Raw genomic sequence first — 15,316 nt, forward strand, 5'->3', positions numbered from 1 at the left:
GGATTTTGTCGTAGTAGTGCAGCCAGCAAAGTAGACCCTGAGCGTGGTAGTCCTGATATGAAGTGGGATCTCACTGGCTTCGCGTAGGAATGAATGTATATAACATAGATGCAATCCAAATGTATCATACTAAAGACATATCTTTTATAGCATATTTTTATTTATACTCCGCAACACAACTCTGCTGGTTTACGATATCTTTACAATCTAGACATCGCGGGTTTACTTTCCCTGTCTCTATCATTGCTTCCGGCCTCTGCCTCTGTAAAGTCGGAAAAGTCGGATCTTAAAGTCGGAAAAGTCGGATCTTTTCCATGTGGACATAATTTAGACCTCCCTCAGAGGCTGTGGGTATGAGGGCGTATTTTTTTTGTAAGAATTTTATTGGCTGTTTTGCCAGACAGCATTAAGGTTGACGATATCTTTACAATCTAGACATCGCCGTTGTTAATTATTGGGGAATTTTTAACCGCAGATGCGGGCGGATGGACGCGGATGGACGCGGATAATTGTTGATTTGGATTTAAGGGCGATCGCACTTTGTCTCAATTTCCGGGAATATGCAGCAAATTGGTGATATTTATTTGCGAAAACGTCCCCGAATGCGATCGACAAACATATCAACTTCCGGCAACTTCATCTGACTCACAAAAATTACAAAAACTCCCAACCCCGCGAAACTTGCCACACTCAACTCCACTAATTGAACTACCAAACCTTCAGTACCCAAAACTCTTTGACAGCCTTGCAGAGTAGCCAAAGACACGAAAGCAGTTAGAGAACTGCCAGAAGCTAACCCCAGAAAAGGCAAACTCCACTTCCGCCAAGGCAAGCCGCCAAGCTTTTTATCTAATAAGTACAAAAGCATCAGCATCGAAACAAGATTCACTCCCACCGTCGCCAAAACTAATCCGGGCGCGCCAAAAGCTCCTACCAACAAATAATCCAACAAACCATTCAAAAAGATATTGATAATACTGATCCGAAAAGGCGTTTCTCCATCTCCCAAAGCGTAAAAAACCCGTACCAAAACGTCGCGTCCCAAATACACAAACATTCCAATACTGTAAGCCATCAATAAGGGCGTGACAAACTGCGATGCTGACTGATTAAAAGCATAACGTTCGTAAACAACGCGGACGATCGGCCCGGAAAGTGTTACCATTAAAGCGCTCAGTGGCAGCATCGTCAGCCCAGTCAAAACTAAAGCTTGACGAATTCTATCTTTTAATTCCGGCCAGTTTTGAGGTTCGGTGAGGCGAGAAAAAATCGGCAAAAATGGCACTAAAATTACATTAGAAATGATGCCTAAAGGAGTCATGACCAACAAGCCGCTGTAACCCATCGCAGATGCAGCTTGAGGGATGTAGGATGCAAAAAATAGGTCAGTATAGACATTAATTTGCAGCATTCCCGATGATAAGGTAGCAGGAACCATCACCTTAACTACTTCTTGTACTCCGGGACGTTTAAAATTGAACCGCAAACGCAATTTTCCCAAGCCCGCGCGCGACTGCGCCACCAGTTGCACCAACCACTGCAAAACTGCTCCCGCTAAAGTTCCCCAAGCTAACACTAAACCGCCCATTAGTGCGTACCCAGGCTGAGTAATTTTTTCTCCGAGTTGCAGGGCGAGAATCGCCAAACCGCCGACAAGTGCAACACTAGAAAATAAAGGACTAATCGAAGGCAACCAGTACATATCGGCGGCGTTGAGAGTGCCGAAACCAATACCGATTAAGCCTGAAAGTAATGCCATCGGTGCCATGATCCGAAATTGTTGGACAGCAATTGCTTTGATTGCTAAGCCTTCTGCTGTTCTATTTAATCCCGGTGCTACCAAATCGATCAGCGGATCTGCAAAAATAATTAAAGCGACTGTTACTAACAAAAGTATGCCGCCGACTAAGGTGGTGATAGTCTCGACTAAGGGTGCTGCTTCTTTTTTGTCGCGGCGGGCTAAAACGCTGACTATGGCGCTGTGAAAAGGCCCGTTGATGCCTCCGAGTAAAATAAATAAGAAACCGGGTATGACGTAGGCGTAGTTGTAGGCATCGACGGCGACACCGACTCCAAAGGCTGCGGCGATCGCAATTTGGCGCACCAACCCGAAGACTTTACTAATCAGAGTGGCGACTGCGACAATGCCGGCAATCCCTGCTAGGGAACGAGAGGGCTTCTGCGGTTCAGACACAAATAGTTACAAATGCTAGTGATAAAAGGCTTCACTAAGTTTAATAGCAAATCTGGAAAATCATAACATGAATTCAGAAAATTTCTATTCGGCATTACCTTTACTGGACAATTTTCTCAAGATTACCGATCTGGGTAATTTTGTTGATGTACCTGATGATTGGTACATTGTTGTCACAGATATTCGCGGTTCTACCAAAGCGATTGAAGCTGGAAAATACAAAGAAGTTAACTTATTGGGAGCTTGTTCGATCGCTGCTGTTTTGAATGTAGCAGGCAAAATAGAAATTCCCTTTATCTTTGGTGGCGACGGCGCTTCTCTGTTAATGGGGCCATCGCTTTTACCCGCTGCCCAGAAAGCTTTGCTTGCCACTCAACAAATGGCTAAGACTGAATTTGACATGGATTTGCGAGTTGGGGCTGTGCCGGTTAAAGTTGTGGTAGCAGCTAATTACCCGGTTAAAATAGCTAAGTTTAAAGTTTCCGAAAATTACAGCCAAGCTGTTTTTATCGGGGGCGGCTTAACCCGTGCGACTGAACTGATTAAAGACCCTGCTGCTGGTAATATTTACAGTATTAAAAATCAGGGCGTTTCAGAAACAGCCGATTTTTCAGGATTGGAGTGTCGGTGGCAGGATATTCCCAGCAAGTACGGGGAAATAGTAACGCTGCTGGTAATGGTGCGAGAAGATTTCGGTCAGCAGAGCCATCAATTTTATAGAAAAATTATCAAAAAAATTGAATACATTTACGGCAAGGAAAATTCTTTCAATCCTATCGATAGGGAAACTCTTAAATTGACCTTGAATAGCGCAAAGCTGATTAAAGAAACTCAAGTTAGGGCGAGCAGTGCTAGTTGGTTAGACCGCCAGATGTATTTATCAAAAATACAGTTAGAGACGGCGGTTGGTTCGCTGCTAATGAATTTGAAAGTTAAGACAGAAGAGTTAGATTGGGGAGTTTATAAAGATATTGCGATCGCAGCTACGGATTACCGCAAATTTGATGATATGTTGAGAATGGTAATTTCGGGCAATGAGTGGCGGCGAAAAAAATTGACGCGGTACTTGGAAAGGAATTACCGAGAAGGCAAGCTGGTTTACGGTTTGCACGTTGCTGACAGAGCGTTGATGACTTGTTTAGTGTTTGAACGCAACGGCCGCCAAGTACATTTTATAGATGGCGCTGATGGAGGTTATACTTTAGCTGCTAAGGATATGAAACAAAGAATGCAGGACTAATGTTTTTACTACAAATGTTTTATGCTATGATATTTCAATCTAAAATCTCAAATCTAAAATCGCATGACTGTGCTGAAACTTTATCACAATCCCCTCTCTACTAACTCTCGCCGCGTCTGGATTGCTTTGCTGGAAAAAGAGATTGAATTTGAATTAGTGCCGCTCAAATTAAACGGCGATCAATTTCAACCGGATTTTTTGGCAATTAGTCCTTTTCACCACGTCCCTGTTTTAGCTGATGGTGATTTTCACATCATAGAAACGCTGGCAATTCTTGATTATCTGGAAGCTAAGTATCCCGCGATCGCACTGTTGCCGCAGGATGCTAAGGATTTGGCGATCGCCCGCATGGTACAAATGGTCACAGTCAACGAATTGTCACCCGCAATGAGTCCTTTGGTACGCCAGACTTTCGGCGGCGCAGGAGACCCGGAGAAGCTGGAAAAAGGTCGCCAGCAAGTGGCGGCGGTACTGAGGTTTTTTGAGGATTTGTTGGGCGATTCCCTACGGGATAGCTTCGCTTCACGACCTTTTTTTGGCAACAGCAGCACGATTACCCTCGCAGATGTTGTGGCGGGTGTTTCCGTGCCTTGGCTGCCCGAACTAGGCGTGTCTTTGGACGATTACCCCAAATTGCAAGCTTGGTCGGAACGCTTAAATTCCCGCCCTTCTTGGCAGCAAACGCAAGCCAGTCCCGAACTTGTGGAAGCTTTTAAAGCGCAGATGAAACAGTTAATGAAACCTCAGCAAGGTTAGTTTTTGCAGAGATTTATTGCCGGAAATTTTGATTGATAATGTAGCCGCAGATGTGAGGCAGATAAACACAGATTAACGCAAATGCAATTCAAGATAAGTTTCATTTGTTGTAGCAGGTTTAATGGTCGATGATATCGTTTTCGGTAGCATCGGAATGATTTAACCACAGAGAACACAGAGTACGCAGAGGGAGAGAATATATATCTGAATCATTCCGCTGTTACCGGATTTGATATGACTAATGACTAATGACCAATGACCAATGACCAATGACTAATGACTAATGACTAACTTAATTTACAAATATCCGCCTTTATTACCAGGCACTTTAATCAAGCGGTACAAGCGATTTTTTGCCGAAATTGAATTAGATTCGGGAGAAATTATCACCGCGCACTGTCCGAATACTGGCCCGATGACTGGTGTTTTGATTCCGGGTAATCCTGTCCTAGTATCTGCCAGCGATAATCCCAAACGCAAGTTGGCTTATACTTGGGAATTAATTAAGGTTTGCGAGACTGTACCTGTTTGGGTGGGAGTTAATACTGGGCTGCCAAATCGAGCGATTAAATTAGCTTTGGAGTTGCGATTGTTTCCTGAGTTGGGCAATTACAGTTTAATTCAGCCGGAGGTTGTTTACGGTATCGATAAAAAAAGTCGTGTTGATTTTTGGCTGACTGGTGAGGAAAAACCGATTTTTCTGGAAGTGAAAAATACAACTTGGGTCAAAGATACATTAGCTTTATTTCCTGATACAGTGACGGAGCGGGGACAGAAACATTTGAGAGAGTTGATCGATGTGGTGCGGCAGGGTTCGAGGGCTGTAATGCTGTATTTTATTAATCGGGGAGATTGTACGGATTTTGCTCCCGGAGATAGTGCCGATCGCCTTTACGGACAATTGTTCAGACAGGCTGTGGCTGAAGGTGTGGAAGTTTTGCCTTGCCGCTTTGATGTGACGCCGGAAGGTGTGCGCTATTTGGGCTTAGCAAAAATGGATTTACTAACCGCTAACGGAAACTGAAGTGCTGGATCGACTGCTGGTTTACAGCACAAAACGAGAATTCTGATCGGCCACCGTCTCCGAGTTATATCGTATCCGGTTGCATAGGAAGGATGTTAACAGTTAACAGTCAACAGTTAACAGTTAACAGTTAACAGTTAACATCATGTATGAGTGCAACCGGAATTGATATTATGGAGGAACACTGGGATTTTTGTATTGATAAATTACTGATTTATGGAAGTTTGCAGCGACAGTGTATTGCTGCTTTTGCACGAAGTGATTATGACTTGAAAAAATTTCTAACTACCGCTCTAGTTGGTGAAAAATCGGGAAATTGATTCTTCTTTTAATGTTTGCTTAATAAATTACCTGTCAGTATCAGGCGATGTTTCGTACAATACAGTTATGTAGCATCTTACCAAAAAGAGCGATCGAACTATGGGAATGACCCTGACCGAAAAAATCTTAGCCAAAGCATCAGGCCGCACAAAAGTAGAGCCCGGAGAAAACATTTGGGTAGAAACAGACGTGTTGATGACCCACGATGTCTGCGGGCCGGGCACCATCGGCGTTTTCAAACGCGAATTCGGCGAAAATGCTAAAGTCTGGAATCCAGACAAAATCGTCTTAATTCCCGACCACTACATTTTCACCAACGACGAACGCGCTAACCGCAACGTCGATATTCTCCGCGATTTTGCCGCAGAACAAGGGATAAAATACTTTTACGACATCACAGATCGATCGGACTTCAAAGCAAATCCCGACTACAAAGGAGTTTGCCACATCGCCCTAGCCCAAGAAGGGCACACGCGGCCCGGCGAAGTGCTCTTCGGCACAGATTCCCACACCTGCAATGCCGGCGCTTTCGGACAATTTGCCACCGGTATTGGCAATACGGACGCGGCATTTATTATGGGAACCGGCAAACTGTTGATTAAAGTGCCGGCGACGATGCGCTTTATACTCAACGGCGAATTGCCCGATTATTTATTAGCAAAAGACTTGATTTTGCAAATTATTGGCGATATCAGCGTGGCCGGGGCTAACTACCGGACAATGGAATTTGCCGGCGATACAGTCGAACGTTTGACGATGGAAGAACGGATGACGCTGTGCAATATGGTAATCGAAGCTGGCGGCAAAAACGGCACGGTGGCTGCGGACAAAACCACCTTTGATTACGTTAATCCCCGGACTAATGTGCCCTTTGAGGCATTTTACACTGATGCTGATGCTAGTTTTTATAGCGATCGCACCTACGATGTCAGCAAATTAGAACCAGTCGTCGCCAAACCGCACTCCCCCGACAACCGCGAATTGGCCCGCAACTGCCGCGATGTCAAGATCGATCGAGTTTACATCGGTTCCTGCACCGGTGGCAAAACCTCCGACTTTTTGAATGCAGCCCGCATTCTCAAAGGAAATCAAGTCAAAGTTCCGACGTATTTAGTACCGGCCACTCAGAAAGTTTACGAAGATTTGTTTGTCACAAAATACGAGGGTCAAACCCTGTCGGAAATCTTCTTAGCAGCCGGCTGCATCGAACCTGCAGCGCCTTCTTGCGCCGCTTGTTTGGGTGGCCCGAAAGATACTTTTGGGCGGATGAACGAACCCGAAATTTGCGTGTCTACAACTAACCGCAATTTCCCCGGCCGGATGGGGAACAAAGAAGCGCAAGTTTATCTAGCTTCGCCTTACACGGCGGCCGCGTCTGCCCTGACTGGGTATGTCACCGATCCGCGCGAATTCTTGTGTTAGAAAGTAGCCCCTGGAAGGTGCGCAATGCGCACCCTACGAGATGAATGTAAGGTGCGCAGTGCGCACCCGGAGGCCCCTGGAAGGTGCGCAATGCGCACCCTACGAGATGAATGTAGGAGGCCCTGGAAGGTGCGCAATGCGCACCCTACGAGATGAATGTAGGAGGCCCCTGGAAGGTGCGCAATGCGCACCCTACGAGATGAATGTAGTAGCCCCTGGAAGGTGCGCAATGCGCACCCTACGAGATGAATGTAGTAGCCCCTGGAAGGTGCGCAGTGCGCACCCTACGAGATGAATGTAGTAGCCCCTGGAAGGTGCGCAGTGCGCACCCTACGAGATGAATGTAAGGTGCGCACTGCGCACCCGGAGACCCCTGGAAGGTGCGCAATGCGCACCCTACGAGATGAATGTAAGGTGCGCACTGCGCACCCGCAGAGATGAGTGTAAGATGCCCTATAAAAAAGTAAGAGGACGATATTAATGCCAAACTATCGCCGATTTTACCTTCCTGGTGGAACTTTCTTCCTAACGCTTGTTACCTACAATCGCACACCGCTATTTTCAGAGTCAGAAAATGTCTCGCGACTCCGCAACGCTGTAGCGGCGATTAAATCAGAACAACCTTTTGAAATTCTTGGGGCAGTTGTATTGCCCGACCATATCCATTTTTTGTGGAAATTACCTCCTAATGATACTGCCTATCCCAAACGTCTTGGACGGATAAAAGTTTTATTTACACAATCTTTGCGCGGTCAAGGAACTTTGCCTCAAAATGTCTCCTTTTCGCGTCGTAAGCGTCGAGAAAGTGATGTTTGGCATCGGCGCTTTTGGGAACATACTATCTGCGATGAAGATGATTTTGAACAGCATTTAAACTATATTCACTACAACCCTGTTAAGCACAATTTAAGTTCTTGTCCGCATTTGTGGTCTTATTCCAGCTTTAGCTTATGGGTTAAAAAAAATGTTTATTCAGTTGATTGGTGCTGTAGTTGTAATGGCAGAAAGCCAAAAATACTAAATTTTGATGCCATTTCCTATAGACTAGGAGAATAAATTCACAGGACTTACGTAAAAATTGGTTTGACGCGCTATAAATAGCGGTAAGGTGCGCACTGCGTACCCTACTTGAATAGGAGGAAACTTACCTTGAAAACACTATTTTTGGCTTGGCAAGACCCGGGCAGCAGTTCTTGGTTTCCGATCGCAAAATTGACATTTAACGGTAAAGAATACCAGTTCAATTATACAAATGGTGTTCTAGAAGCTCAACATAAGTGCAGGTTTGAACCCTTGCCATCTTTCCCTGATTTCAATAAGGTTTACACTTCACAAAAACTGTTTCCCTTGTTTTCCAATCGAGTGATGCCGCGATCGCGCCCTGACTACCCTGAATTTGTACAGTGGTTGAATATCCCTCAACACGAAGATGACCCAATTGCTTTATTGGCCCGCAGCGGAGGGAAACGGGTAACTGATAATTTTGAGGTATTCCCCTGTCCCGAACCGGATGAAAATGGACGTTACCGCATCCATTTTTTTGCACATGGACTGCGACACCTTCCCAAGCCGGCAATTGAACGGATTAATGGGCTTCAAGCGGGCGAACTTTTGTATTTAGCCCACAAATTTTATCCTCGTGGCTTGCTGCTTTGTACTGAAAATGACTGCATTGTAGGCTATTGTCCGCGCTATCTTTTGGAGGGTATTTTTCAAATTATCTCGCAGCATCCAAAATTAGTTCGCGTAGAAGTCGATCGCCTCAACCAACCCCCAACGCCGCTACAGTTCCGCTTGCTGTGCAAAATGACCGCCGATTGTCCGACAGACTTTCGCCCCTTCCAAGGTTGGAGATACCAGCCGTTTAGCAGTGATGTTTTAGCTGAAAGTGCGATGAGATAATCAGCAACAATAAGTAAAATTATCATCACAAAGTTACGGAAGAACCCAAGTTAATTATTCTGAATTGAATACAGAAAATTGCACAATTTATAAAAATAATTAACTAAATGTTGACATTTTTCCCCTAATGGAGTATGTTTGAGCTAATTTATCGATTCCCAATTCCGCATTCTCAGTTAATTCCATACAATTTCTAAAAATTAGAGCTATACATTGCTAATGCTTTGTATTAGGATTGTTGCGCGCTGCATGAAAGAAATTGGAACTCTAATTTTTAGAGCTAGAATTGGTCTGGGTGCGAAATTGACCTATCTAAAACTTCCGAAAGTGTGAGTATGAACAAAAAAATAAAGATTGGGGTTGCTGAAGCTTTTGGTACTTTTGTGTTGGTATTAGGTGGATGTGGCAGTGCGGTTTTAGCTGGAGACAAAATCGGATTTTTGGGAGTTTCTATCGCCTTTGGGCTGTCCCTCTTAGTCATGGCTTATACGATCGGGCCTATCTCTGGATGCCACATTAATCCCGCGGTAAGCGTCGGTTTAGTAGTTGCCAAACTGATCGATGCTGTTTTGCTTCCTTATTATATAGGAGGTCAGATTGTAGGCGGAATTTTAGGCGGTCTTGTTTTGTATGTGATAGCATCAGGAAAACCGGGTTTTGATGCGGCCGCTTCGGGATTTGCTTCCAACGGTTTTGGAGAACATTCTCCCACAGGTTACGGGCTTTTAGCAGCAGCTTTGACGGAAATTGTACTGACGGCTTTTCTGTTATTTACCATCATGGGTACTACCGATCCCCATTATCCCGTGGGTTTGGGCGGAATTCCCATCGGCTTGGTGCTGGTGTTGATTCACTTAGTCGGAATTCCCGTAACCAATACTTCAGTCAACCCGGCTAGAAGTATCGGTGTGGCACTTTTTCAAGGCGGATGGGCAATTCAACAGTTGTGGGCGTTTATTGTGTTCCCGGTGATTGGTGGAATTATCGGGGTTTTGGCTTATAATTTAATTAAAAACACGAGGGAAGAAATTTGATCTAGAATTAGAAACAGACTGGGTTTCTTGAACTTTTTATGCGTTGTAGGATTTATGAGAAAATTTAAGAAACTCGGTTTGTCTCACGCACAACTCGATCAAATTACAAATATTTGGTAAATCAGCCCGATGATTGTTATCGTGATGGGAGTCTCCGGTTCGGGAAAAACTACTGTTGGCAAGTTGCTGGCGCAATCTCTCAATTGGGATTTCAGCGATGCCGACGATTTTCACTCGCCAGCCAACATCGAAAAAATGAGTTTGGGCATTCCTTTAGAAGATGCCGATCGCCTGCCTTGGCTGTTGCACTTGCAAGCTACAATGGACAGGTGGCTGTTGGAAAATAAAAATGTCGTGTTAGCTTGTTCTGCCTTAAAAGCATCTTACCGCGAAATACTTTGCCGAGACCAGCAGCAAATGAAAATAGTTTATCTCAAAGCTTCTTTTGAGCTATTAACAGCCAGATTGAAAACTCGCGAAAACCACTACATGAAAGCAGACTTGCTGTCAAGTCAGTGCGCTACTCTCGAAGAACCAGAAACTGCAATTATTATAGATGCTTCGCAGCCGCTAGAGGTAATGGTGCGCCAGATTGAAAATTATCTAGTTTGCAGTTAATTTCCTACAAAAAACAGGTTCGACCGTTCGGACTTTAGTCTGCATAAAGAAAGACTAAAGTCCGAAGGATCGAACCTATTAATGTTTGGCGGGATGTTTTTTGTACAAATACAAGAAAGCTTCTACTTCAGCGGCGGTTGGTTGAGCTGCAATTGCTCCCGGCTTCATCGCTGTCATCGCACCCACCGCGCTTGCATAGGTGACAATTTGTTTTGCTATTTCTGAATCTGCTAAATTCTTAATTCCCTGCTTGCACAACTGTTGCACAAAACCAGCGACAAATCCGTCACCCGCACCTGTTGTATCCTCAACATCTACTGCAAAGACAGGGATTTTTCCTTCATTTTCCGACAAACAATAGGAGCAACCTTTATCGCCCGCTGTCACCAAAACGCCTTCTACAGAATCGAGGCGGTAGGTAATAGCTCCAGCATCGGTAGTTGCAAACAACCATTCGGCTTCTTCGTCAGATAATTTGAGAAAATCTACTTTTTTTAAGAGTTCTATAATGCGCGCTTTTGCTTCGTCGGGATTTGGCCAAAATACCGGACGCCAATTGATGTCAAGTATAATTTTAACGTCGTAACGTTCTGCTAGTTCGATCGCTCTTGCGATCGCCTTTCGACTTTCAGGATAAGCTAATTCTAAAGTGCCTAGCACTAAAAAATCAGCATTTTCAAACAGCACATCGGGTATTTGGGCGGCCAGGAGGCGAGTGTCGGCAAAATCCGCAGTATCCAATTTACCAAAACCGGCAAAAGATCGATCGCCCGCTTCAGTCCGCAACACATAAACTTGCCGCGTCGGCGCACTCGGATGCCGCTGCACTCCAGCGGTATCAACCCCTACTTCTTGCAATACCTGCACTAGGGAATTCCCCAACTCATCCCCACCCACAGCACCGATAAATGCCGCCTCAGTGCCCAATTTAACCAAAGCACAGGCAACATTAGCAGGAGCGCCGCCGGGATATGCCGTCCAAGATTCTACCTCTTCGAGAGATGCTCCTGGTTTGTCTGCTAAACAATCAAATAAAATTTCACCCAGACACAAAACGCGAGGATAAGTCATATTTATTTTTGATTTTGGATTTTTGATGTCACAGCAGCAGACAACTCAATAATTATTTTTAGCCCATCCGAAAAAAATGGCCAGCTATTTTTTTAATCGCTGCTCCCTATAATATCAGACTTGCTGATACCGGCAGTTACACGCTCAACGCACAAGTGCAGTGCGGGCGTATCAGCAGTTTTACGTACCAACATCTCCGGGTTTTTGGGCCCGGATTTCAGGTGCATTCAGGTAAAGCTAGCATCCGCCACCCCACGCGCCTGCTGGGCTGCTGGTGCGTCTTGCATAATCGCGCCTTCTTTTCCACGAAGCCGCGATTATGCAAGCGAGTTCGTGCTTGCACTGCGAAAAAGCAGCCGCAGCAGATTTAATTTTCTCTTCATACTCGATCGCTCATCCTCTAGAATTGTATATAGGTAAATATGCACACATAGGAAAAATTTATGAACGGGAGCGTCTCCAGCACCCCTGTCACCCTTTCGGACAGAGAATTACAAGTGGTAGAGTTAGTAGCGGCGGGATTGACCAATGAGAAAATCGCTGAAAAGTTAGAAATTAGCAAGCGTACTGTTGACAACCACATTAGCAATATCTTGAACAAGACGCCCGCTGACAATCGAGTTTCGCTGGTGCGCTGGGCCTTGCAGTGGGGGAAGGTATGTATGGAGAATATTAACTGCTGCCCTCTACCGGGGCCGATCGATAAAGAAGTATCTTAAATAGGGATTTTGGTTGGGGACAGGCAAAGTAATGATGCAAACGGCACAAGAAAAACAACTCCGCTATCAAATTCAATCGCCGGGATTGCCGCTGACGGTATATCGCGAAGTAGCAGCCCATTTGCGTCAAGTTGAAGGGGTGGAAATCGGTTTAATTCCGCAGCAGTCGCAGCGGTTTGATTACAGCGACAGCCAAATAGGAGGTTTGTGGATACAGTATCCTGAAGGCTTCGATTTGGTCGATCGCCAGCGGGTCGATCGCATTTTGGCTTATTATGGCGATCGTTACGGAGCTTGGGAATTATTAAGTCAGTAGTCAGTAGTCAGTAGTCAGTAGTCAGTTGTTAGTTGTCAGTAGTCAGTAGTCATTAGTCATTAGTCATTAGTCACTAGCTAAAAGTTAAGGACAGAGAACTAACGAATATAGAAGTTATTAACGGGAGCATCTCAGTTTAAGTATTGTATTAGTAGTGCTGTATAAAGCTCCAATAGCTTGTAAAGATAGAGCGGGACAATACTATACAATATCATTCAAATCTCAATGGAGCAATCCTGGACAATAGAATGTGAGAAACCCGATTTCTTAGATTTGGATGCGTCAGTTTTGTAAATTTCCTACGAGCAATGACCAACGACCAACGACTAATGACCAATGACTAATGACAACTAACAACTGCCAACTAACAACTAACAACTGCCAACTGCCAACTGCCAACTGCCAACTAACAACTGCCAACTGCCAACTGCCAACTGAAAACTGACTAAAAAAATGAGTGCAATTAAAACTTTACCGGGAACGCGGGATATTTTGCCCGCAGAAATTCAATATTGGCAAAACATAGAAGCAGTCGCTAGAACAATATTGCAAAAAGCAGCTTATCGAGAAATTCGCACGCCTATTTTTGAACAAACATCTTTATTTGAACGCGGCATCGGCGAAGCTACCGATGTTGTGGGCAAAGAAATGTACACTTTTAAAGATAAGGGCGATCGATCGACTACTTTGCGCCCAGAAGGCACCGCCGGAGTAGTGCGCTCTTTTATTCAAAACAGTTTGTACGCCGCCGGAGACGTGCAGCGTCTGTGGTATACGGGGCCGATGTTTCGCTACGAACGCGCCCAAGAAGGCAGACAGCGGCAATTCAATCAAATTGGCGTGGAAGTGTTGGGGAGTGCGAATCCACGGGCAGATGTGGAGGTAATTGCGATCGCCTGCGACATCCTGCAAGCGATCGGTTTAACCAACTTGCGACTAGATATTAACTCTGTCGGAAACAAGCAAGACAGACAAAATTATCGCCAAGCATTGATCGATTATTTTACACCGTACAAAGAGGAATTAGACGCGGATTCCCAAGACCGTTTGACTCGCAATCCGCTGCGGATTTTGGACAGCAAAAATCAGCGCACTCAAGAAATTGTTAAGGGCGCGCCGAGTATTTTGGAATATTTGGGTGACGAATCGCGAGATCACTTCGATCGAGTGCAGCAAATGCTCACAAATTTAGGAATTAGCTATCAGTTAAATCCCAGATTGGTGCGCGGTTTAGATTACTATACCTACACCGCATTTGAGATCATTTCCGACGATTTGGGAGCCCAAGCAACAGTTTGTGGAGGCGGCCGCTACGACGGTTTAGTCAAGGAATTGGGCGGCCCAGATACCGCAGCAGTTGGTTGGGCGATGGGAATCGAAAGGTTAATTATCCTGCTGCAAAAGTTGCAACCTTTACCCGCGCCGAAGTTAGATTTCTATTTGGTATCTAGGGGCGATAAAGCCGAACAGCAATCAATCTTGTTAGCGCAAAAATTGCGGGCTGCTGGGTTTAGTGTTGAGATAGATTTGAGCGGCAGTGCGTTCGGAAAACAGTTTAAAAGAGCCGACAGAAGCGGTGCAGTTGCTTGCTTAGTTTTGGGTGATGCGGAAGCTGAAAATGAGACTGTACAATTGAAGTGGTTGGCGAGTGGTGAACAAAGTGCGATCGCCCAATCGGAACTGTTAGCAATGACAGAGGAACTCGCACAGAAAATAAAAGCTGTGTAGGGCGATCGAATCGCCAACAAAAGATGGCCGGCCCGCACCATCCACTACCCCTAAATTCCTCTTTTCTCGTTACCAGGCTCAGCCTGGCAACGCAGATCCAGAGGCTCTGCCTCGTCATTAAGCCATTAACATGAATCCCAAAAACCAAAAGATATAATTTAAATATTAAAACATTTAACCTCAGATAAACTATGTCTTTAGCAACTAAAAACCCTGAAACAAAACTCACAATCACCTGGCCGCTACTCCCAGAAGATTTTCAACTACCAGATGACCCCGTGGAAGACGAAAGCCAACCATTATTAGCCTCCGCTTTGCGCCAACCGCTAACAGTATTTCCTGAATTAATGCGGGATGCCTTAATAGTTTCTAATTTTGCCCTTTGTGCCGGAATTAGTTTCCCAGGTTCAAGCAGCGACGAACAGCGCATTATCTGCAAAGCACCCGATTGGATGTACGTAAAACCAGTAAATCCCAAAAATGTCTCGCAAGTCCGCCGCAGTTACACGCCGCACACCGAAGGAACCATCCCGCAAATCGTGATGGAATTCCTCTCAGAAACCTACGGGGAAGAATACTCTGTTGAGTTTACCTCGCGGGTGGGAAAGTGGTATTTTTACGAGCAAGTAATCAAAGTCCCCAGGTACGTTATTTTTCGAGCAACTACCGCTCATTTAGAAGTTTACGCTTTAGAATCGGAGCGTTACAACTTGCAAAAAACCGATGAAAACGGACGTTATTGGATACCGGGATTAGATTTGTTTTTAGGAGTTTGGGAAGGAACGCACGAAGCAAGGACAGGCTGTTGGTTGAGGTGGTGGAATGCAGAAGGCAAGTTATTGCTGTGGTCGGAGGAAAGAGCCGATCGCGAAAAACTCCGCGCTGAAAGATTGGCCGAAAAACTGCGTCAAGCCGGGATTGAGTTAGATGACGAAGAGTGAAATATTAACCGATCGGTCGAATTCGATCGT

The 15,316-nt window shown here is 45.1% G+C and carries 16 protein-coding genes; 13 read left to right on the forward strand and 3 right to left on the reverse strand.

Features of this window, described 5'->3' with window-relative positions:
* Positions 1-580: 580 nt before the first annotated feature.
* Positions 581-2,194, reverse strand: a complete 1,614-nt coding sequence (gene murJ / locus QUB13_RS09680) for a murein biosynthesis integral membrane protein MurJ (protein WP_333380304.1) — start codon at positions 2,192-2,194, stop codon at positions 581-583.
* A gap of 67 nt (positions 2,195-2,261) precedes the next feature.
* Here murJ and QUB13_RS09685 point away from each other — a divergent pair, with 67 nt between their 5' ends.
* The 9 genes from QUB13_RS09685 (at position 2,262) to QUB13_RS09725 (ending at position 10,511) form a co-directional block, all read left to right on the forward strand.
* Positions 2,262-3,434, forward strand: a complete 1,173-nt coding sequence (locus tag QUB13_RS09685) for a DUF3095 domain-containing protein (protein WP_333380305.1) — start codon at positions 2,262-2,264, stop codon at positions 3,432-3,434.
* Positions 3,435-3,497: 63 nt separating this feature from the next.
* Positions 3,498-4,190, forward strand: coding sequence for a glutathione S-transferase family protein (locus QUB13_RS09690; protein WP_333380306.1), 693 nt, complete (start codon positions 3,498-3,500; stop codon positions 4,188-4,190).
* Positions 4,191-4,473: 283 nt separating this feature from the next.
* Positions 4,474-5,214 (forward strand): DNA/RNA nuclease SfsA, encoded by a 741-nt coding sequence (gene sfsA, locus QUB13_RS09695; RefSeq protein ID WP_333380307.1) that lies wholly within the window; start codon positions 4,474-4,476, stop codon positions 5,212-5,214.
* A 149-nt stretch (positions 5,215-5,363) separates the two neighbouring features.
* Positions 5,364-5,534, forward strand: coding sequence for a hypothetical protein (locus QUB13_RS09700; RefSeq protein WP_333380308.1), 171 nt, complete (start codon positions 5,364-5,366; stop codon positions 5,532-5,534).
* A 100-nt stretch (positions 5,535-5,634) separates the two neighbouring features.
* Entirely contained in the window at positions 5,635-6,957 is a 1,323-nt protein-coding gene (locus tag QUB13_RS09705; RefSeq protein WP_333380309.1) for a 3-isopropylmalate dehydratase large subunit, read from the forward strand.
* Between the two features lie 480 nt (positions 6,958-7,437).
* Positions 7,438-8,013, forward strand: a complete 576-nt coding sequence (locus tag QUB13_RS09710; RefSeq protein ID WP_333380310.1) for an REP-associated tyrosine transposase — start codon at positions 7,438-7,440, stop codon at positions 8,011-8,013.
* A 93-nt stretch (positions 8,014-8,106) separates the two neighbouring features.
* Positions 8,107-8,859, forward strand: a complete 753-nt coding sequence (locus QUB13_RS09715; protein WP_333380311.1) for a DNA-binding protein — start codon at positions 8,107-8,109, stop codon at positions 8,857-8,859.
* Positions 8,860-9,194: 335 nt separating this feature from the next.
* A complete protein-coding gene (aqpZ, locus tag QUB13_RS09720; RefSeq protein ID WP_333380312.1) occupies positions 9,195-9,893 on the forward strand; it encodes an aquaporin Z in 699 nt (232 codons plus the stop codon).
* Between the two features lie 129 nt (positions 9,894-10,022).
* On the forward strand, positions 10,023-10,511 hold the full coding sequence (locus QUB13_RS09725) for a gluconokinase (RefSeq protein WP_333380313.1): 489 nt from the start codon (positions 10,023-10,025) through the stop codon (positions 10,509-10,511).
* A gap of 78 nt (positions 10,512-10,589) precedes the next feature.
* Here the strand turns inward: QUB13_RS09725 and QUB13_RS09730 are convergent, their stop codons facing one another.
* Positions 10,590-11,582 carry a carbohydrate kinase family protein gene (locus QUB13_RS09730; protein WP_333380314.1) on the reverse strand — a complete coding sequence of 331 codons (993 nt, stop codon included), beginning with the start codon at positions 11,580-11,582 and terminating at the stop codon, positions 10,590-10,592.
* Positions 11,583-12,025: 443 nt separating this feature from the next.
* On the opposite strand from QUB13_RS09730, the gene QUB13_RS09735 reads away from it, so the two are divergent.
* Positions 12,026-12,301, forward strand: coding sequence for a helix-turn-helix domain-containing protein (locus QUB13_RS09735; protein WP_194066931.1), 276 nt, complete (start codon positions 12,026-12,028; stop codon positions 12,299-12,301).
* A gap of 34 nt (positions 12,302-12,335) precedes the next feature.
* The gene (locus tag QUB13_RS09740) at positions 12,336-12,617 is read left to right on the forward strand and encodes a hypothetical protein (protein WP_333194058.1); all 282 of its coding nucleotides are present in this window, start codon (positions 12,336-12,338) and stop codon (positions 12,615-12,617) included.
* Between the two features lie 282 nt (positions 12,618-12,899).
* On the opposite strand, the gene QUB13_RS09745 is transcribed toward QUB13_RS09740, so the two are convergent.
* Positions 12,900-13,037 carry a hypothetical protein gene (locus tag QUB13_RS09745; protein ID WP_333380315.1) on the reverse strand — a complete coding sequence of 46 codons (138 nt, stop codon included), beginning with the start codon at positions 13,035-13,037 and terminating at the stop codon, positions 12,900-12,902.
* Positions 13,038-13,070: 33 nt separating this feature from the next.
* Here QUB13_RS09745 and hisS point away from each other — a divergent pair, with 33 nt between their 5' ends.
* Together hisS and QUB13_RS09755 are read left to right on the forward strand one after the other, a co-directional pair.
* Entirely contained in the window at positions 13,071-14,345 is a 1,275-nt protein-coding gene (hisS, locus tag QUB13_RS09750; RefSeq protein WP_333380316.1) for a histidine--tRNA ligase, read from the forward strand.
* A 191-nt stretch (positions 14,346-14,536) separates the two neighbouring features.
* Positions 14,537-15,286 carry a Uma2 family endonuclease gene (locus QUB13_RS09755; RefSeq protein WP_333380317.1) on the forward strand — a complete coding sequence of 250 codons (750 nt, stop codon included), beginning with the start codon at positions 14,537-14,539 and terminating at the stop codon, positions 15,284-15,286.
* The last annotated feature ends 30 nt before the right edge of the window (positions 15,287-15,316 follow it).

The organism is Microcoleus sp. B4-D4 (assembly GCF_036705185.1).
In the GTDB taxonomy this organism is placed as follows: domain Bacteria; phylum Cyanobacteriota; class Cyanobacteriia; order Cyanobacteriales; family Microcoleaceae; genus Microcoleus.